Source organism: Streptomyces sp. NPDC087844 (assembly GCF_044742785.1).
Taxonomy (GTDB): domain Bacteria; phylum Actinomycetota; class Actinomycetes; order Streptomycetales; family Streptomycetaceae; genus Streptomyces.
In genome coordinates, this window is sequence record NZ_JBIUVD010000009.1 from 94,157 (window position 1) to 112,780 (window position 18,624).

Here is an 18,624-nt window from a genome sequence, read left to right on the forward strand (position 1 = left end):
GGCCGTTCGCTCAGCCTTTGAGCTGAACAAGTGATCAACACCGGCCCCGGTGGCGCCCGTTCGAGTGAGAATGCGCGCCCCGGGGCCGCGTGCTGTCCAGCCTCCGGGCCCCGACTCCCTAGCGTGCCCAGTGACCGATCGGCCCTGCCTTCGTTCCCCCGACCGGGGGACCCGGCGACCTTCCGAGGCCGCCCGGGCAGCGGCGAATCAGATCTGAAGAGGTGTACGCGATGGCGGCTCCGCCGGACAACGACGTGCTCTGGGCACGCGCCCTGCACGTCAAACACAACGGCTCACCCGCACTCACCGGCGTCTCACTCGGGGTTCGCGAGGGCGAGATCCTCGCCATCAGCGGCCCGCGCGGCAGCGGTAAGACGACCCTCCTCCAGTGCCTGTCGGGACAGCTCCTGGCGCAGCAGGGCGAGGTCTGGTTCAACAGCACGCCCGTCCACGCCATGACCCCGACGAAGCGCGAGCGGCTGCGCCGCGACCGTTTCGGCTGGATCGACCCGGCGCCGGTCCTCGTCCCCGAGCTGACCGCCTGGGAGAACGCCGCCCTGCTCCTGATGCTGCGCGGGGTGAGCCGCCGCCGGGCCAAGACCGCCGCGCTGGAGTGGCTGGACCGCCTCGACGTCGGCGGCTGCGCCCGCAAACGCCCGTACGCCCTGCTCCAGTCGGAGCGCCAGCGGGTGGCCATCGCCCGTGCCCTGGCGCCCGCGCCAAGCGTGATCTTCGCCGACGAGCCGACCGCGCCGCTGCATCGCGCCGACCGCGCCCAGGTGCTGCGGACGCTCACGGCGGCGGCCCGTTCGCACGGCATCACCGTCGTCCTGGCCACGCACGACGCCGACACCGCGGCGTTCGCCGACCGCACGGTGTCGCTCCTCGACGGACGGCACGTGCACACGGTCCATCTGCCACCGGTCCCCGAGCAGACCGAGCCCACCATTCCAACCAGTCCAACCAGTCCAACCAGTCCCACCGAGACGGAAGGCCGGGCCGCGTGCTCGCTCTCCGCCTAGTCCGCGGGGCCGACCCCGCCGTCCAGTTCCGCCGGCTCCTCGTCGCCGCGGCGTCCGCGGGCACCGGCTTCCTGCTCCTGTGCACCCTGGGATACGCGCTGGGGCATCCGGACGCGTCCACGGCGGCCGTGCTGCGGCTCGCCTGGTGCCTCGCGCCGATCGCGGCCACCGTGCAGTTCGCGGTCGCCGTCGCCCGGACCGACCCGGCCACCCGCCCCCGGACCGGGCTCGCGGCGATCGGTCTGGGACCCTGGCAGCTGATGATCCTGGCGGCCGTCTCCACCGCCGTGTCGTGCACGCTCGGCTCGATGGTCGCCCTGCTGTTCTTCCTGCACCTGCGTGGCGATCTGACCGGGCTCCCCTTCGACGGCGACGCGGCCGGTTTCCTCGCCGCGAACCAGCCGCTGCCCCTGCCCGCCACGCTCACGCTGCTGGCCGTGGTGCCGGTCCTCGCGTCCGCGGCCGGCGCGGTCGTGCTGCGCCCGCGGGGCCAGCGCCCGACCGTGCCCTCGGCGGGCGGGCGCCCGGGACAGCTGGGCGGTTTCGGCGGCTACGGCCGCTCCGCCGAACGCGTCGGCTCCAGCGCCTACGGCCGCTTCGGAGCCCGCACGGACAGGAGCAAACTCCCGCAGGCGGCGGCCCCCGCCGAAGGCCGGGAGGCAGCCCCTCAGACGGCTCCCGACACCCCCGCCCACCCCACCACCCCAGGAACGCGAGAAACGGCGCAACCACCCTCCACCGCCCCCCAACAACCCCCCGCACCCGACACCCCCGACCACCCCACCCCGCAAGGGGCGCGGGGAACGGCGCGACCAGCCCCCACCGACCCTCAGAATCCCCACCACCCGCACCACCCCCACACCCTCACCGCACCCGGCACCCCCAACCACCCCACCACCGAAGGGGCGCGAGAAACGGCGCAATCACCCCGCACCGCCCCCCGGAACCCCCACCACCCCCCGCCCCCGCTCCCCACCCCCGGCGGCCTCCCCTGGGGCGCCGCCGTGCTGGCCGCCGGCCTCGCCGTGGAGGCGTACGCCGGCCGTGGTGCCCCCGCCCACGAAGGCCCCGCGCTGCCCGGCGGTCTCACCGGAGACTCCTTCGGCGTGCTCGTCGGCTGGGCGCTCACCGCGCTCGGCCTCGCGCTGGCCGGCCCCGCCCTCACGCATCTCTGCGGCAGGCTGCTCCAGTCCGTACGACCGGGCGCCCTGCGCCTGCTCGCCGGACGCGTACTCATGGAGGAGTCGACCCGCATCGGACGCCCGCTCGGCGTGGTGTGCGCGGTGGCGTCGGGCACGTACGCCATGGCCGTGCTCTACACCGCGACGCGTCCCGGCATCGGTCCCCTCAGCACGCTCGGCCTGCTGCTCGTCGCCGGATGCGCCGTGGCGACGCTGCTGACCGCCGCCGTCGAGGCGAGGAACGCGCGCGCCGACACCACCGCGGCGCTGCTGCGGATCGGCGCGCCCGCCTCCACGCTGCGTGCCGCGGCCACCTTCCGCGCCGGCGCCCTGCTCGCCGTCCTCACCCCACTGACCTGGGCAATCGCACAGCTTGCGGCCATGCCACTGGTCCGCTGACCCACTGACCCACCGACCCACCGCACGAGAACGGACGGACCGCCCGATTCATCGCTGGCTTCACCGCCCGATCCACAGCCCGACCGAACGCGCGTACGAAAAAGATCCGCGTGTACGAGAAAGATGCGCACGGACCGATGACTTTTCGGCGGGACCCCGGTCTGACTCTCCGAACAGCAACTCACTGACGGAGGACCTCCCATGTACCAGCAGATGATCTTCGTGAACCTGGCCGTGAACGACGTGGACGTGTCCAAGAAGTTCTTCTCGGAGCTCGGCTACACGATCAACGCCCAGTTCTCGGACGAGAACTGCGCGTCCGTCGTCATCAGCGACACGATCGTCGCGATGCTGCTGAACAAGCAGCGCTACGCGGACTTCACGAAGAAGGAGATCGCGGACTCGACGAAGACGAGCGAGGTGCTCCTGTGTCTCAGCGCCGAGAGCCGCGAGAAGGTCGACGAACTGGTCGACAAGGCGATCGCCGTGGGCGGCTCGGCGAGCGGGGAGACCCAGGACCACGGTGTCATGTACGGGCGCGCCTTCGACGACCCGGACGGCCACACCTGGGAGGTCATGTGGATGGACCCGGCCGTCATCCAGGGCTGAAACCCCCGGCCGCACCTGAACGGGCCGTGCCGGAAGGGACCGTGCTTACATGGGCGGGTGCAGACGAGCCCCGCCCATGCGGCCCATCACAACGACCGTGAGATCGAGACGCTGGAGGAGTTCGACGCGACCGTCTCGGCCCGCGGCACCCTCACCGGCTTCCGCGTGCAGGCCGTCGATCTGACGGACCGTACGAAAGAGCTGCTCGCCAGCGACACCGCGGGCGCCGTCTTCCTGGGCTGCCGGATGCGGGAGAACGCGGCGGAGAAGATCCGGGCCGACGGCGCGCTGGTCTTCCCGCCGCTGCCCGACGTGCCGTTCGACCCGTACCGCGGCCATCTCTACACGCCCGACGAGCTGTTCGGCTCCCTCGACCAGGGCTACGAGGCGACGCCGGACGCCGCCGCGTACGACTGGTTCCGGCGGACCCGGGCCGACGGGGACGTCTACGCGTCCATGCTGCGCTCGATCCACGACGACTCCGTCTCCGACGCCCTGGACGAACTCCTGCGCGGGGCGCGCGTGGTGGGCGTGATGGGCGGCCACGCGCTCGCCCGCGGCACCGAAGCATACGGGGGCGCGGCCAGGCTGGGCCGCGCGCTCGCCCGCGCCGGGTTCACGGTGGCGACCGGCGGCGGCCCCGGCGCGATGGAGGCGGCCAACCTGGGCGCGTACGCGGCCCCGTACCGCGACGGCATGCTGGACGAGGCGTGCGAACTCCTCGGGAAGGCACCCTCGTTCGTGCCGTCGGTGACCGACTGGGCGCGCGCCGCCTTCGGGGTGCGCGAGCGCTGGCCGAAAGGCAACGCCTCCGTCGGCGTCCCCACCTGGTTCTACGGGCACGAGCCGCCGAACGCCTTCGCCTCCCACATAGCCAAGTACTTCGCCAACGCCACCCGCGAGGACGGTCTGCTGGCCCGCGCGAACGCGGGTGTGGTCTTCCTGCCCGGCGCCGCCGGGACGGTCCAGGAGATCTTCGACAGCACGACCCCCAACTACTACGAGTCCCGCGGCGAACCCACCCCCATGGTCCTGGTGGACCGCGCCCACTGGACGCAACGGCTGCCCGCCTGGCCGCTCCTGCAGGCCCTCGCCCGCGACCGCTCGATGGAGTCCCGCATCACGCTGGTCGACCGGATCGAGGAGGCACCGGAGGCGCTCGACCGCCTGTCGCGTGTAAATGAAACCTAAAAGCCAAGGGGCAAGACGGACACACGGATTGACAACCGGAGACGGTGCCCAATAAACCTGTGAGGCGTCTGGGAATGCTGTTTCGCAGTAGCTCCCATCAACCCCCCTCATTTTGTGCATCCCGTGAAGGGCAATCGTGTCCATATCTCGCCGTACCGCACGTTCTGTGCGCATTCTCGGAGTTGCCTCCGCCTCGGCCGCGCTCACGCTCGGCCTGGCCGGCAACGCGCTCGCCTGCAACATCAGTGAGTTCACCGCCGTCGCCAAGTGCGACGGCACCAAGGGCGTCATCAGCGTCACCGACAAGGACCCGTCGGGCGTCAAGGCCACGGTCACTGTCTTCCTCGAGTCGAACGGTGCCGATGAGAAGCAGGTCGGCGAAGCGCAGGAGGTCGAAGGCACGCGTGAAGGCGTGACCATCGACTTCTCCGAGGACTGGAAGCCGAACGCGACATACCGCGTGCACGTCAAGGCCGGCAACCAGGTCGACGAGGACATCAAGCCGAACCTCGTCACCCCGTCCGAGGCCTGCGAGTCCCCGGAGACGACCACGCCTCCGGCGACCCCGAAGCCCTCGGAGAAGCCCTCCGAGCCCGCGGAGGAGCCCTCGAAGCCCGCCGAGTCCCCGGAGCCGTCCGAGTCGGAGAGCACTCCGGCCGCGTCGACCGGTGACAACGCGCCGTCGCCGGCGGGCGACTCGAACCTCGCCGAGACCGGTTCCAGCTCCAACACCGGTGCGATCGCCGGCATCGCGGCCGCGCTCGTGGCGGCCGGCGCCGGCGTGATGTTCGCGCTCCGCCGCCGAGGCACAGCGAACAACCGCTGACACCACCCAGGTCGCAGCAAGCCCAGTAGTGGCCCGCCCCCGAACAAGGGGGCGGGCCACCGCCGCGTCCGGGGGCACGGGGAACGCCGCAGTCCTCTGCCTTCAGGGACGCGGGGAACGGCGCAGCCCTCCGCCCTCCAGGGGCACGGGGAACAGCGCAGCCCTCCGCCCTCCAGGGGCGCGGGGAACAGCGCAGTCCTCCGCCTTTTAGGGGCGCGGGGAACGGCGCAATCGTGTCGCCTTCCGGGGGCGCGGGGAACGGCCCTACCAGCCCCCCCCAGCCCTCACCAGCCCGCAGGACGCACACACACGCCCGCGGCGGCCGACGCACCCCTCACTCGAACCGGCCGTACGGGCCGTACCGGCGACACGCGGCGACACGCGGCGACACGGAACGACCCTGCGCCCATCTCCGCGCCCCCCGCGAGCCAGACACCCAGGGAGACGGAGTCGCCGTCCTCGGGCCCCACGACACCCGCCACGTCCTCGACGGGCACGTTCCTGCTCGCCCCGTGCGGACGATGTGTGAGATCGACACCCCCGAGACAGGCCCGCAACCGCGCGGCCCGCAACCGCACATCAGGGCCCCGGAACTCCTCCGAGTACGACGATCTCGGCTGCGTCGAAGACCACCCCGACCTCTTCCCCGGTCTCCGGCGCGTCCCGCAGCGCACACGCAGCTTCAAGCCGCGGCGCTCCCGCCGGCTGCAGTTGCACGGCGACATGGGTGCCCCGGAAGGTCCGCGCGGCCACCGTGCACCGCAGCCCCTCCTCGGCGGGTACCAGCCGTACGCCCGCGGGCCTGACGAGCAGCGTGACCTCGCCCCGCGGGGTGTCGGGGAGCACCGGCAGCTTGCCCCAGGGAGTGTCCGCGGCCTCCCCGGAGACGGTCGCCCCGGTCACGTTCTCGAAGCCGAGGAAGCGGGCCACGAACTCGTCGGCCGGACGCTGCCAGACCTCAAGAGGCGTACCCGACTGGGCGATCCGCCCGTCCCGCATGACGACGACCCGGTCGGCGAGCGCGAAGGCCTCACCCTGGTCGTGGGTGACCGCGAGCACGGTGGTACCCAACTCGTTGAAGAGTTCACGCAGTTCGACCACCAGTCGCTCACGCAGCGAACGGTCCAACTGGCCGAGCGGTTCGTCGAGCATGAGCAGCCGGGGCCGAGGAGCCAGGGCACGGGCGAGGGCTACCCGCTGCTGTTCGCCACCGGAGAGGGAGGCGACGTCCCTGCCCTGCGCGCCCGGCAGTCCCACGAGCGCCAGCAACTCCCCCACCCGCAGCACCTGTCGCTGCTTCGACTCCCCGTGCATACGCAGCCCGAAGGCCACGTTTTCGGCCACATCACGCTGCGGGAACAGCTGATGGTCCTGGAACATCAGGCCGACACCCCGCTTGTGCGCGGGTACGCCGTCGAGGTCGCGGCCGTCCAGGAACACCCGCCCGTCGTCCAGGTGCTGCAGCCCGGCGACAGCCCTGAGCAGGGTCGACTTGCCGCTGCCGCTGGGCCCGAGGACGCACACGATCTCGTGCTCGGCGACATCGAGCCCGACCTCGTCCAATACCGGGCGCCCCCCGAACCGTACGGTCGCCCCATCGAGTTTGAGCATCGTCAGAACTCTCCCGTCCGGTCGGAGCGAAGGTCGGTGCGAAGGCGTTCGAGGACCAGCAACGCCACCGCGCACACCAGCATCAAAATGGTCGAGAGGGCCATGGCCTGTCCGTAGTTGAGGTCCCCGGCCCTCCCGAGCAGTCGCGCCACGGCGACCGGCAGCGTCGGGTTGTCGGGCCGTGCGATGAAGACGGTCGCGCCGAACTCGCCCAGCGACACCGCGAAGGCGAACCCGGCCGCGATCAGCATCGCCCGCCGCGCCATCGGCAGATCGACCTCGCGCCACACCCGCCAGGGCGAGGCCCCGAGCACCGCCGCGGCCTCGCGCAGACGTCCGTCCACCGCGCGCAGCACCGGCAGCATGGTCCGTACGACGAAGGGGACGCCCACCAGCGCCTGCGCGAGCGGCACCAGGATCCAGGTGCTCCGCAGGTCCAGCGGCGGTTCGTCGAGCGCGATGAGGAAGCCGAAGCCGACGGTCACGGCGGAGACGCCGAGCGGCAGCATGAGCAGCGCGTCGAAGCCGCGGACGAGACGTCCCAGACGTCCCGCGTCCCGGCGGGTGAGGGCGGCGGCCGCCAGTCCGCCGATCAGCAGCGCGATGGCGGTGGCGGCGAAGGCGTACCGCAGCGAGTTGCCGACCGCCTCGATCGGCGGGACCAGGAAGAGACTGCCCTCGTTGCTGGTGAGCGCCTTGTAGTAGCCGAATCCGGGGGCGTCGAGCGAGCGCTCGACCAGGATCGCGAGCGGCAGGACGAGCAGGACGGCGATGGAGCCGAGGACGCCCGCGAGCAGCGCCCACTGCCCCGCCCCGCGCGGCCGTCGCGCCGTCGCTCCGGCGTCGACCAGCCGCAGGGCCGTCTCCCGCCGCCGTACGGTCCGGGCGTGGACGGCGAGGATCGCGCCCACCGCGGCGAACTGGACGAGCGTCAGCACGGCGGCCGTCGAGAGGTCGAAGATCTCCGAGGTCTGCCGGTAGATCTCGACTTCGAGCGTGGAGAAGGTGGGGCCGCCGAGGATCTGCACGACGCCGAAGGAGGTGAAGGTGAAGAGGAACACCATGAGGGCGGCGGCGGCCACGGCCGGGCCGAGCGCCGGGAGCGTCACCCCGCGCCAGGCCGCGAACCGTGAGGCGCCGAGCATCCGCGCGGCCTCCTCCTGCCGCGGGTCGAGCTGCGACCAGAGGCCGCCGACCGTGCGGACGACGACCGCGTAGTTGAAGAAGACGTGCGCGAGCAGGATGGCCCACACGGTGGTGTCCAGGCGTACGCCCCACAGCTCGTCGAGCAGCCCGCCCCGCCCGAGCAGCGCCAGGAAGGCCGTTCCCACGACGACCGTCGGCAGCACGAACGGCACGGTGACGACGGCCCGCAGGATCTGCTTGCCCCTGAAATCAAAGCGCGCGAAGACGTACGCGCCGGGGAGCGCGATCAGCAGGGTGAGCGCGGTCGAGGCGAGCGCCTGCCAGGTCGTGAACCACAGGACGTGCCGGATGTCGGGCTGTGCGAGCACGTCCCAGATCCGCCCGAGCCGCCAGACCCCGTCGACCTTCAGCCCCCGAACGGTGATCGCGGCAACCGGATAGGCGAAGAAGACCCCGAAGAACGCGACGGGCACGGCCATAAGACCGAGCCGCGCCACGCTCCCCCGGCGCGGGCGGGAGCGCGGGCGCGCGCCGGGCTCTACTTCAGTACGAGCGAGGTCCATGACTTGACCCACTCGTCACGGTTGTCGGCGATCCTGGCGGGGGCCAGGGTCTCGGGGTTCGCGGCCGCCGGCCCGTACTGCGTGAACGCGTCGGGCACCTTGGCGCCCTCGACCACCGGGTACACGAACATGTTGAGCGGCATGTCCTCCTGGAACCGCTTGCCGATCAGGAAGTCGATGAGCGCCTTGCCGCCCTCGGTGTTCTTCGCGTTGCTCAGCAGGCCCGCGTACTCGACCTGGCGGAAGCAGGTGCCGTCCGCGACACCGGTCGGCGCGGTCTTCGGCTTGGGGTCGGCGTAGATGACCTCGGCGGGCGGCGAGGAGGCGTACGAGACGACGAGCGGGCGGTCGCCCTTGGCCTTCTTGCCTCCGGCGGACCCGGAGAACTCCTCGTTGTAGGCCTGCTCCCAGCCGTCGACGACCTTCACACCGTTGGCCTTGAGCTTCTTCCAGTAGCCCGCCCAGCCGTCGTCGCCGTACTTCGCGGCGGTGCCGAGCAGGAAGCCGAGGCCCGGCGAGGACGTGGAGGCGTTCTCGGTGACGAGAAGATCCTTGTACTCGGGCTTGATCAGATCGTCGAAGGACGTCGGCGGGGCCAGCTTGTGCTCGCTGAACCAGGCCTTGTCGTAGTTGACGCAGATGTCACCGGAGTCGATGGGCGTGACCCGGTGCTTGCCCTGGTCGACCCGGTACTGAGCCTGGATGCCGTCGGCGCCCTCGGCCTCGTACGACTGGAACAGTCCGTTGTCGAGCGCGCGGGAGAGCAGGGTGTTGTCGACGCCGAAGAAGACGTCTCCCTGCGGGTTGTCCTTGGTGAGGATCGCCTTGTTGACGGCCTGCCCGGCGTCGCCGTCCTTGAGGACCCTGACCTTGTACCCGGACTCCTTCTCGAACGCCTTCAGTACGTCCTTGGTGTAGGCGAAGGAGTCGTGGCTGACGAGGGTGACGGTCTTGGACCCGGAGCCCTCGTCGCCGGAGCCCTCGTCGGACGACCCGCACGCGGTGAGCGCGGCGAGACCGAGCCCGGTGGCCGCGACCACGGCGGTGGTCCTGAGGGTGTTGCTCTTGTTGCTCACTCGATTCCTCCTGGGTTGACCAGGAAGAGACGCGGCCCTGCCGGGGACCTCGATCGGATCCCGGGCAGGGCGCAACAGCTTGAGTAGTGACCGAACTTCCTACCCAGAATGACCTGGGCGAGGTTCAGAGGGTCTGCGGGCTGTCCCGCACTCTCAGCGCTGTGGCGCTCCCCTGTCGGAATATGAAGATGTCGTCGTACGAAAAGTACTGCGCCCGTCAGCCTACCGCTCGGTGGCCGCGAGCTGTCCGCACGCCCCGTCGATCTCCTGGCCACGGGTGTCCCGGACGGTGACGGGCACACCATGAGCGGCGATCGCCTCGACGAACGCCTTCTCGTCCTCGGGCCGCGAGGCGGTCCACTTGGAACCGGGCGTGGGGTTCAGCGGGATCAGGTTCACATGCACCGGCTTGCCCTTGAGCATCCGCCCGAGCCGGTCACCACGCCACGCCTGGTCGTTGATGTCCCGGATGAGCGCGTACTCGATGGAGAGCCGGCGCCCCGACCTGGCCGCGTACTCCCAGCCCGCGTCGAGCACTTCCCGTACCTTCCACCGCGTGTTGACCGGTACGAGGGTGTCGCGCAGCTCGTCGTCCGGTGCGTGCAGGGAGATGGCGAGCCGGCACTTGAAGCCCTCGTCGGCGAACCGGTTGATGGCGGGGACGAGACCGACGGTCGAGACGGTGATCCCGCGCTGCGAGAGCCCGAGCCCGTCCGGCTCCGGGTCGGTGAGGGCCCGGATGGACTGGACGACCCGCTTGTAGTTGGCGAGGGGCTCACCCATGCCCATGAAGACGATGTTGCTGAGCCGCGCCGGGCCGCCGGGGATCTCCCCGTCGCGCAGCGACCGCATGCCGTCGACGATCTGGTGCACGATCTCGCCGGTCGACAGGTTCCGGTCGAGGCCGGCCTGTCCCGTCGCGCAGAACGGGCAGTTCATCCCGCAGCCGGCCTGTGAGCTGATGCACATGGTGACCCGGTCCGGGTAGCGCATCAGCACGGACTCGACGAGGGTGCCGTCGAAGAGCCGCCAGAGGGTCTTGCGGGTGGTGTCGTCGTCGGTGGACAGATGCCGCACGACCGTCATGAGCTCGGGCAGCAGGGCTTCCTGCAGTTTGGCGCGCGAGCCGGCAGGGATGTCGGTCCACTGCTCGGGATCGTGCGCGAACCGCGCGAAGTAGTGCTGCGAGAGCTGTTTGGCACGAAACGGCTTCTCACCGACCGCGACAACGGCCTCTTTACGCTCGGCGGGCGTGAGATCGGCAAGGTGCCGCGGCGGCTTCTTGGCTCCGCGGGGGGCGACGAATGTGAGTTCTCCGGGCTTAGGCATGGCTGTACCAGTGTCGCAGATCGAATCATGTGACCTGGGCCGCAGGAGCCCGGAGTGTGCGGTCACACAGGGCGGTCACCGCACCTCTACGACCACACCCCCACAGCCGCGCCTGCCTGCCCCCGCCCTCCACGGCTCCTCGCGGGCTCACGGGCCTGCTCTCCTCGCGGGCTCACGGGCCTGCTCTCCTCGCGGGTTCACGGGCCTCTTCCGCCGGGGGCGTTGCCATCTAGGCCACACTTGGACCTAGAATCGAACGCGTGTCCGATAAAGTGCCTCGCCTGGATCGCCTGCGCAGCGTCCGCGAATGGCTGGCCTGGCAGCTGCGCCGCACAGACGACACCATCGCCGAGCTCGAACGTCAGGAGGCAGCCGCTGCCCGTACCGCGCGCACACCACCCAAACCCACGCCCGGCTGGAAGCTCGCGTTGCGGAGAGCGGGTGGCAGAGCCACCCCCGACGCCGTCCACAGGAGTGACTGCGGCATGGCCGGCAAGAACACGAAACCGCTGCCCCGCGAGCAGGCGCTCCGGGCTCTCACGGAGGACGGCATCACCGCGTGCCCCTACTGCCGACCCGACAACGATCTGGGTGTGCTGTGAACGGCGAACGGCCGCAGGACGAGAACACGAACGGGACGGACGCGGCGCCCATCGTCGTGCACCGCATGACGGGCGCCCGCGGGCGCCGGGTCACCATTCACGGCCGGGTCTTCGGCCTCGCCCACAGCGACACCGACCTGGTCGAGTTCCTGCGCCGGGCGGGCCTGCCGGACGACGCCTGGGAGCTGCTGGACGACCCGCGGTGGGTGAAGTGGCAGGGTGGCCGTCCGCACGAGTACTCCCCGGCGGGCCCGGACGCCGAAGACCCCCGGCCCTGATCGGCTGGGGGTCTCCCGGGTCACGCGGCGCTCGGTCCGATCAGAGCGGTCCGATCAGATCGATCCAGTCACATCGACCGGTCAGATCGGTCCAGTCAGATCGATCCGGTCAGCCCGATCCGACGAAGAGCACCAGCAGCAGCCACACCACGGGAGCGGTGGGCAGCAGCGAGTCCAGTCGGTCCATGATCCCGCCGTGGCCCGGGAGCAGGGTGCCCATGTCCTTGATGCCCAGGTCCCGCTTGATCATCGACTCGCCGAGGTCGCCGAGCGTGGCGCTGGCCGCGACCGCGAGGCCCAGAAGGAGCCCCTGCCACCAGGTGCCGTCGTCGATGAGGAACTCCATGCACAGCGCGCCCGCCACCATCGCGAAGCCGAGCGCGCCGAGCAGGCCCTCGCGAGTCTTGCCGGGACTGATGCGCGGGGCGAGCTTGTGCCTGCCGAAGCGCCAGCCGACGGCGTACGCGCCCGTATCGCTGACCACGGCCAGCAGCAGGAACGTGAGGACGCGCCACGCACCGTCGTCCGCGGTGAGCATCATCGCCACGAACGTGGCGAGGAACGGAATGTAGAAGGCCGCGAAGACCCCCGCCGTGACGTCCTTGAGGTAACCCTCGGGCGGTTCCGTCATCCGCCAGACCAGGACCGCGAGCGCGGTGAGCGCCATCGCCACCCAGGCGCCCTCGGGCCCGCGGACGTAACCGGCGACGACCATCGCCGCACCGCCCAGCGCCAGCGGCACGAGCGGCGCCTTGATGTCCTTGCGCTCCGCGAGCCTCGACGTGAGCTCCCACAGGCCGACCACGACAGCGACCGTTATGACGCCGACGAAGAGGGCCTTGACGACGAACAACGACGCGACGATCACCACGCCGAGCCCGACAGCGACCCCTATGGCAGCCCCCAGATCGCGGCCCGCGCTCTTCTTCTGCGGCGCGGGTGCGGGCTGTGCGGCGCTGGTCATGGGCTCCTGCGGATTCAGCGGGCGCTGCGACGAAGCCTGGAACGGCGGCGGCGGCGCCGACGGCGGTGGCGTCTCGTCGCGGAACGGGGGGCCGCCCGTCCGAGCGGCCCCCCGGTCGTCATCCTGGTCTCCGCCATGCGCGGGTACGTCGGGCACGATGGGCATGGGGCGAGTCTGCTGCGCGTGGTGCGCATCGTACGCGGGACCCGCCGGGGCAGCCCCCTGGCCAGGCCTCTGGTCGGACGGCCCCCAGTGCCCGGCTTGTGGCGGTGCCCCCCAGGAAGAGTCGTTCATCAGACTTCGAGCAGCTCTGCTTCCTTGTGCTTGAGCAGCTCGTCCACCTGCGCGACGTACTTCGCGGTGGTGTCGTCGAGCTCCTTCTCCGCACGGCGGCCCTCGTCCTCGCCGACCTCGCCGTCCTTGATCATCTTGTCGATGCCGTCCTTGGCCTTGCGGCGGACGGAACGGATCGAGATCTTGGAGTCCTCGGCCTTGGTGCGGGCCACCTTGATGTAGTCCCTGCGGCGCTCCTCGGTGAGCTCGGGGAACACCACCCGGATGATGTTGCCGTCGTTGCTCGGGTTGACGCCGAGGTCGGAGTCGCGGATCGCCTGCTCGATGTTGCGCATCGCGCTCTTGTCGAACGGGGTCACCACGGCCATACGCGGCTCGGGCACCGAGAACGAGGCCAGCTGGTTGATCGGGGTCAACGCGCCGTAGTAGTCCGCCACGATCTTGTTGAACATCGCCGGGTGCGCACGGCCTGTGCGGATCGCGGCGAAGTCCTCCTTGGCGACCACGACGGCCTTCTCCATCTTCTCCTCGGCTTCGAGGAGGGTCTCTTCGATCACCACTTGCTCCTGCGTGTCTTGAGTAGGCCCGGCTGCGGTTCCCTGGCGGTTAGGCGGCCGGCTGCGTCGCGTCTTGTTCCTGAACGGTTCCCGACCGGCAGGACATTGTCCATCCCCCGGTCAGGCCCGACTGCCCTGGTCACCCACAAGCGTGCCGATCTTCTCACCCTTGACCGCCCGAGCGATATTGCCCTCGGCGAGAAGCTCGAAGACGAGGATCGGGAGCTTGTTGTCGCGGCACAGCGTGATCGCGGTCATGTCGGCGACCTTCAGGTCGCGGGTGATGACCTCGCCGTAGCTGAGCGCGTCGAACTTGACCGCCTCGGGATTGGTCTTGGGGTCGGAGTCGTAGACCCCGTCCACACCGTTCTTGCCCATCAGCAGCGCTTCGGCGTCGATCTCCAGGGCGCGCTGGGCGGCGGTGGTGTCCGTGGAGAAGTACGGCATGCCCATCCCGGCGCCGAAGATGACCACACGGCCCTTCTCCAGGTGCCGCACGGCTCGCAGCGGGATGTACGGCTCGGCGACCTGCCCCATGGTGATGGCGGTCTGCACGCGCGAGTCGATGCCCTCCTTCTCCAGGAAGTCCTGGAGGGCCAGGCAGTTCATGACGGTGCCGAGCATACCCATGTAGTCGGAGCGGGCCCGGTCCATGCCGCGCTGCTGGAGCTCGGCCCCCCGGAAGAAGTTGCCGCCCCCGATGACGACGGCGATCTGGGCACCACCGCGGACCACCGCGGCGATCTCCCGGGCCATCTTGTGCACCACGTCGGGGTCGACGCCGAGCGCTCCGCCACCGGCGAACGCCTCACCGGAAAGTTTCAGCAGAAAACGGCCGGAACCCTTGCCGGTGTCGCTCTTCTCGTCCTTGTCGGCGGCCTTGGTGGTGGTCATGGAGATCTCGCCTCTTCTACGTGTCGCACATACGGGTCGCACATACGAAGAAGGCCACTGCCGGTGGGGTGTTGTTCGCATCCCATGCGCGGCAATGGCCTCCTCGTCAGATCTGCTGTCGTCCGTTCACGCCCGCGCGTGACGGTCTGCGCGACCGACACGGACGACTGCTGTCGACCCTAGCGGGATCGCGCGTCGATCGCGGTACGGACTCAGATGCCGACCTTGATGCGCGAGAAGCGCTTCAGGGTGGCACCGGCCTCGTCCAGGACCTTCTGGACGGACTTCTTGTTGTCGAGCGCGTACGGCTGACCGAGGAGGGTGGCCTCCTTGAAGAAGCCGTTGACGCGACCCTCGACGATCTTCGGGAGCGCGGCCTCGGGCTTGCCCTCGGCGCGGGTGGTCTCCTCGGCGACGCGACGCTCGGTCTCGACGACCTCGGCCGGAACGTCCTCACGGGAGAGGTACTTCGGCGCGAAGGCGGCGATGTGCTGCGCGAGGCCCTTGGCGAGGGCGGCGTCGGCCTTGTCCAGCTCGACCAGGACACCGATCTGCGGGGGCAGGTCGGGCATGGTGCGGTGCATGTACGCGGCGACGTAGGCGCCGGAGAACTGGGCGAAGCGGTCCAGGACGATCTTCTCGCCCAGGTTCGCGTTGGCCTCGTCGACGAACGCCTGGACCGTCTTGCCGGACTCGATCTCCGAGGCGAGGAACGCCTGGATGTCGGCCGGGGAGGTCGCGGCGGCGTGCTCGGCGATCCGGTTGGCGACGACCTGGAACTTCTCGCTCTTGGCGACGAAGTCCGTCTCGCACTTCAGCTCGACCAGGACACCGGAGGTGTTGTCGTCGGCGATGATGGAAACCACGGCGCCGTTCTCGGCGGAGCGGCCCTCGCGCTTGGCGACACCCTTCTGGCCCTTGATGCGCAGCGCCTCGACGGCCTTGTCGACGTTGCCGTCGGCCTCGTCCAGCGCCTTCTTGCAGTCCATCATGCCGGCGCCCGTGAGCTCACGGAGCTTCTTGACGTCGGCGGCGGTGTAGTTCGCCATGATCTGTGAATCTCTTCTCGGAGTTCGAAGTCTCGGAGTCGGCGTCCGCCGCTGATCGGGCGGGCGTCCACCGAAGATCTACGGGCTGGGGGTGAACGGCGGGCGACGCACCAGGCGCCGCCCGCCCTCACTCAACCGTGACGCTGGATCGTCAGGCCTGCTCGGCCGCGGCCGGCTTCTCAGCCTCGGCCGCGGCGGGGACCTCAGCAGAGGCCTCAGCGGCAGCCGGAGCCTCAGCCTCGGCGGCGGGGGCCTCAGCGGCGGGCGCCTCGACAGCGGCCTCAGCCTCGGCCGGAGCGTCAGCAGCGGGGGCCTCGGCGTCAGCGGCCGGAGCGTCGGCGGCGGGCGCCTCGGCAGCGGTCTCGTCGGCCTTCTTCTCGCCGCCGTCGAGCAGGTCGCGCTCCCACGCGGCGAGCGGCTCGCCCGCGGCCTTGTCACCCTCGGCGGCCTTGCCGGCACCGGAACGGGAGATGAGGCCCTCGGCTACGGCGTCGGCGATCACGCGGGTGAGCAGGGTGACGGAGCGGATCGCGTCGTCGTTGCCCGGGATCTTGTAGTCGACCTCGTCGGGGTCGCAGTTGGTGTCGAGGATGGCGACGACCGGGATGTGGAGCTTCCGGGCCTCACCGACCGCGATGTGCTCCTTCTTGGTGTCCACGATCCAGACGGCGCTGGGCACCTTGGACATCTCGCGGATACCGCCGAGGGTCTTCTCCAGCTTGGCCTTCTCGCGGGAGAGGACGAGCAGCTCCTTCTTGGTGAGGCCGGACGCGGCCACATCCTCGAAGTCGACCTGCTCAAGCTCCTTGAGGCGCTGCAGACGCTTGTAGACGGTCGAGAAGTTGGTGAGCATGCCGCCCAGCCAGCGCTGGTTCACGTAGGGCATGCCGACGCGGGTCGCCTGCTCGGCGATGGCCTCCTGCGCCTGCTTCTTCGTGCCGACGAACATGACCGTGCCGCCGTGGGCGACGGTCTCCTTGACGAACTCGTAGGCGCGGTCGATGTACGACAGCGACTGGAGCAGGTCGATGATGTAGATGCCGTTGCGCTCCGTGAAGATGAAGCGCTTCATCTTCGGGTTCCAACGACGGGTCTGGTGACCGAAGTGGACGCCGCTTTCCAGCAGCTCCCGCATCGTGACGACGGCCATGGCCGTACTCCTTGGTGTTCTCGGTTGTACCGCGTCCGCCGGACGGCGGTCGCGCCTGACGCCCGCATTGCGCCTTGCCACGAGGGACCGAGGGGCGCTGACATCGGCTGTTTGACAACCTGATGTCGGGGCGTGCGAAGTCGACCCGGTGACCCGGATCGCCACAAGAAGTGTACGGGACCCACGGGGTGCCGGGTGACGCCGCTGTCCACAACCGACGGGTACTCCACAGATCCCGGCCATGATCCCTTTTTTCATGCCATTCAAGGCACGGTTCTCGCATGCGAGCAGATCATTTCCTTCGTACGCGTCCGGCGTCGCGGCCTGCCATGACAGTGCCGGCCCCGGCCATGACCGCGCGTGCCATGACGGTGGCCGCCGTACTGGTGCTCGGCCTCCTGCTGAGCCTCGCGCTCGGTGGGCCCGCGGCCACCGCCGGGGTCGGTGACCTCGGCCCGGGTTCCGGCGGGAGTTCCGGCGGCGGTTCCGGCACGGGTTCCGGCGGTGGGGGTTCCGGCGGTGCGGATCCGCCAATCCCCGCCGTCGGCCGCGCCTGGCCGGTGGGGTCGCGCCCGCCGGTGACGCGCGGCTGGGAGCCGCCCGAGACCGCCTACGGCCGGGGCCACCGAGGCGTCGATCTCACCGCGGCCCCCGGCACCCCGGTCCGGGCCGTCGCTCCCGGCCGGGTCTCCTTCGCCGGCCGGGTCGCGGGCCGCGGGGTCGTCTCGGTCGAGCTGACCGGCACGGGCGCCCCACCCCTGCGCACGACGTACGCGCCGGTGGCGGCAACGCTGAAGAAGGGCACCGAGGTCGCCGCGGGCGAGGTGGTGGGCGTACTGGAGCTGCCGGCATCCCACTGCCCGATGTCCTGCCTCCACTGGGGACTGCGCCGAGGGGAGGCCTACCTGGACCCGCTGTCGCTGCTGCCCCCCTGGCTGCTGACCAGGGGCGCGTCACGCCTGCTGCCGGTCACGGGGGTCCCGGAACCAAAGCCACAGCCACAACCGCAATCGGCGATCGCCGTACCGGCCGACCAGGTACCCGGCCCGCCCTCCCGATGAGGCACCGACGCGGAGCAGTGTTCGGCACCAGCACCAGTGCCAGAAGCAGACGCAGACGCAGTAGCAGTCGCAGTGGCAGTGGCCATGGCAGAGGCAGTCAGCCCCGCACGCCCCGCAGAGCCATCGCGACGGCGGCCTCGGTGATCACCCCGGGCTCCTCGGCCGCACCGAGCTCGATCCTCCGCACCGCCGCGTCCGCGATCCCCTGAAGAAGCATCGCGGCCATCCGGGGCTGCTCGTGCCCCATGTCCCGCAACGCCTCCACGATCATCGCGACGAGCCCCCCGTGCGCGGCGCGGATCTTCTCGCGCGCGCCGGCGTCGAGTTCACTCGCGGAGATCGCCACGACGGCCCGGTGCCGCCGGTCCCCCACCAGGGCCAGCTGCCGACGGACGTACGCCTCGACCTTGCCCTCGGGCGTCCCGGCCAGCGACATCGCGGTCTCGACCTCGGCAGCCCAGAGCGGGAAGTCGACCTCGCAGAGCTCTTCGACCACCGCCGCGCGGGAACGGAAGTACTCGTACACGGAGGACCGCGCGAGACCCGTCCGCTCGGCGAGCGCCGGGAACGTCAGAGCCTCCGTCCCGCCCTCGGACAGCAGTGACCGCGCCGCGTCCAGCAGGGCGGCTCGCTGCATCGACCGGTGCTCGGCCACGGAGGCCGCTCGAATCCTTGGCACGCCCCCACTTTACGGACGCCCCGCCCGGGACGGGAGTCTCTCGCCCGTGAGGGCTCGATCAGTGACTCCGGTGGGAGGGGATTCCTGCCGCCCGAACCACACAACCGAGTGCACCCGTCCGCACGCGAGAAGTCCCGGCGAGG

Annotated in this window: 18 protein-coding genes and 1 riboswitch; of the genes, 8 read left to right on the forward strand and 10 right to left on the reverse strand. The window is 70.5% G+C overall.

Translation table 11 applies throughout. From position 1 onward, the window contains the following. Positions 1 to 230: 230 nt before the first annotated feature. From ACIOKD_RS19390 to ACIOKD_RS19410, 5 genes are all read left to right on the forward strand, one after another. Positions 231 to 1,022 carry an ABC transporter ATP-binding protein gene (locus ACIOKD_RS19390; protein ID WP_402085232.1) on the forward strand — a complete coding sequence of 264 codons (792 nt, stop codon included), beginning with the start codon at positions 231 to 233 and terminating at the stop codon, positions 1,020 to 1,022. Next, positions 1,004 to 2,602: a hypothetical protein gene (locus ACIOKD_RS19395; RefSeq protein WP_402085235.1), complete on the forward strand. Its 1,599-nt coding sequence runs from the start codon at positions 1,004 to 1,006 to the stop codon at positions 2,600 to 2,602. Before ACIOKD_RS19390 ends, ACIOKD_RS19395 begins: the two co-directional genes overlap by 19 nt. 201 nt (positions 2,603 to 2,803) lie before the next feature. Next, the gene (locus tag ACIOKD_RS19400) at positions 2,804 to 3,211 is read left to right on the forward strand and encodes a VOC family protein (RefSeq protein WP_402085238.1); all 408 of its coding nucleotides are present in this window, start codon (positions 2,804 to 2,806) and stop codon (positions 3,209 to 3,211) included. Between the two features lie 57 nt (positions 3,212 to 3,268). After that, entirely contained in the window at positions 3,269 to 4,402 is a 1,134-nt protein-coding gene (locus ACIOKD_RS19405) for an LOG family protein (RefSeq protein ID WP_402085241.1), read from the forward strand. A gap of 136 nt (positions 4,403 to 4,538) precedes the next feature. Beyond that, positions 4,539 to 5,228 carry an LAETG motif-containing sortase-dependent surface protein gene (locus tag ACIOKD_RS19410; protein WP_402085243.1) on the forward strand — a complete coding sequence of 230 codons (690 nt, stop codon included), beginning with the start codon at positions 4,539 to 4,541 and terminating at the stop codon, positions 5,226 to 5,228. A 579-nt stretch (positions 5,229 to 5,807) separates the two neighbouring features. On the opposite strand, the gene ACIOKD_RS19415 is transcribed toward ACIOKD_RS19410, so the two are convergent. The 4 genes from ACIOKD_RS19415 to rlmN form a co-directional block, all read right to left on the reverse strand. Next, on the reverse strand, positions 5,808 to 6,839 hold the full coding sequence (locus ACIOKD_RS19415) for an ABC transporter ATP-binding protein (RefSeq protein ID WP_402085246.1): 1,032 nt from the start codon (positions 6,837 to 6,839) through the stop codon (positions 5,808 to 5,810). Between the two features lie 2 nt (positions 6,840 to 6,841). Next, complete coding sequence (locus ACIOKD_RS19420) at positions 6,842 to 8,548, reverse strand: ABC transporter permease (RefSeq protein ID WP_402085248.1); 1,707 nt, start codon at positions 8,546 to 8,548, stop codon at positions 6,842 to 6,844. Beyond that, on the reverse strand, positions 8,524 to 9,624 hold the full coding sequence (locus ACIOKD_RS19425; RefSeq protein ID WP_402085252.1) for a thiamine ABC transporter substrate binding subunit: 1,101 nt from the start codon (positions 9,622 to 9,624) through the stop codon (positions 8,524 to 8,526). The genes ACIOKD_RS19420 and ACIOKD_RS19425 overlap by 25 nt, the downstream gene beginning before the upstream one ends. Before the next feature lie 78 nt (positions 9,625 to 9,702). Beyond that, positions 9,703 to 9,808: riboswitch (TPP riboswitch) on the reverse strand. A 38-nt stretch (positions 9,809 to 9,846) separates the two neighbouring features. After that, positions 9,847 to 10,953 carry a 23S rRNA (adenine(2503)-C(2))-methyltransferase RlmN gene (rlmN, locus tag ACIOKD_RS19430; RefSeq protein ID WP_402085254.1) on the reverse strand — a complete coding sequence of 369 codons (1,107 nt, stop codon included), beginning with the start codon at positions 10,951 to 10,953 and terminating at the stop codon, positions 9,847 to 9,849. Positions 10,954 to 11,213: 260 nt separating this feature from the next. Between rlmN and ACIOKD_RS19435 the strand changes: the two genes are divergently transcribed. Together ACIOKD_RS19435 and ACIOKD_RS19440 are read left to right on the forward strand one after the other, a co-directional pair. Beyond that, positions 11,214 to 11,555 carry a DUF6233 domain-containing protein gene (locus ACIOKD_RS19435; RefSeq protein WP_402085257.1) on the forward strand — a complete coding sequence of 114 codons (342 nt, stop codon included), beginning with the start codon at positions 11,214 to 11,216 and terminating at the stop codon, positions 11,553 to 11,555. A gap of 65 nt (positions 11,556 to 11,620) precedes the next feature. Next, entirely contained in the window at positions 11,621 to 11,833 is a 213-nt protein-coding gene (locus ACIOKD_RS19440) for a hypothetical protein (protein ID WP_402085702.1), read from the forward strand. A 109-nt stretch (positions 11,834 to 11,942) separates the two neighbouring features. Here ACIOKD_RS19440 and ACIOKD_RS19445 read toward each other — a convergent pair whose 3' ends face one another. The 5 genes from ACIOKD_RS19445 to rpsB all read right to left on the reverse strand — a co-directional run bounded on the left by ACIOKD_RS19445 (position 11,943) and on the right by rpsB (position 16,741). After that, the gene (locus ACIOKD_RS19445) at positions 11,943 to 13,091 is read right to left on the reverse strand and encodes a phosphatidate cytidylyltransferase (protein ID WP_402085259.1); all 1,149 of its coding nucleotides are present in this window, start codon (positions 13,089 to 13,091) and stop codon (positions 11,943 to 11,945) included. Beyond that, positions 13,091 to 13,648 carry a ribosome recycling factor gene (frr, locus tag ACIOKD_RS19450; protein ID WP_402085261.1) on the reverse strand — a complete coding sequence of 186 codons (558 nt, stop codon included), beginning with the start codon at positions 13,646 to 13,648 and terminating at the stop codon, positions 13,091 to 13,093. Before frr ends, ACIOKD_RS19445 begins: the two co-directional genes overlap by 1 nt. Before the next feature lie 120 nt (positions 13,649 to 13,768). Beyond that, complete coding sequence (gene pyrH / locus ACIOKD_RS19455; protein WP_189775416.1) at positions 13,769 to 14,542, reverse strand: UMP kinase; 774 nt, start codon at positions 14,540 to 14,542, stop codon at positions 13,769 to 13,771. A gap of 212 nt (positions 14,543 to 14,754) precedes the next feature. Continuing rightward, positions 14,755 to 15,591 (reverse strand): translation elongation factor Ts, encoded by an 837-nt coding sequence (gene tsf / locus ACIOKD_RS19460; RefSeq protein WP_402085264.1) that lies wholly within the window; start codon positions 15,589 to 15,591, stop codon positions 14,755 to 14,757. A 151-nt stretch (positions 15,592 to 15,742) separates the two neighbouring features. Beyond that, on the reverse strand, positions 15,743 to 16,741 hold the full coding sequence (gene rpsB, locus ACIOKD_RS19465) for a 30S ribosomal protein S2 (RefSeq protein WP_402085267.1): 999 nt from the start codon (positions 16,739 to 16,741) through the stop codon (positions 15,743 to 15,745). Between the two features lie 350 nt (positions 16,742 to 17,091). Here rpsB and ACIOKD_RS19470 point away from each other — a divergent pair, with 350 nt between their 5' ends. Then, positions 17,092 to 17,802, forward strand: a complete 711-nt coding sequence (locus ACIOKD_RS19470) for a peptidoglycan DD-metalloendopeptidase family protein (protein WP_402085270.1) — start codon at positions 17,092 to 17,094, stop codon at positions 17,800 to 17,802. 97 nt (positions 17,803 to 17,899) lie between these two features. Here the strand turns inward: ACIOKD_RS19470 and ACIOKD_RS19475 are convergent, their stop codons facing one another. Then, positions 17,900 to 18,457 carry a TetR/AcrR family transcriptional regulator gene (locus ACIOKD_RS19475; RefSeq protein WP_402085705.1) on the reverse strand — a complete coding sequence of 186 codons (558 nt, stop codon included), beginning with the start codon at positions 18,455 to 18,457 and terminating at the stop codon, positions 17,900 to 17,902. Between the last annotated feature and the right edge of the window lie 167 nt (positions 18,458 to 18,624).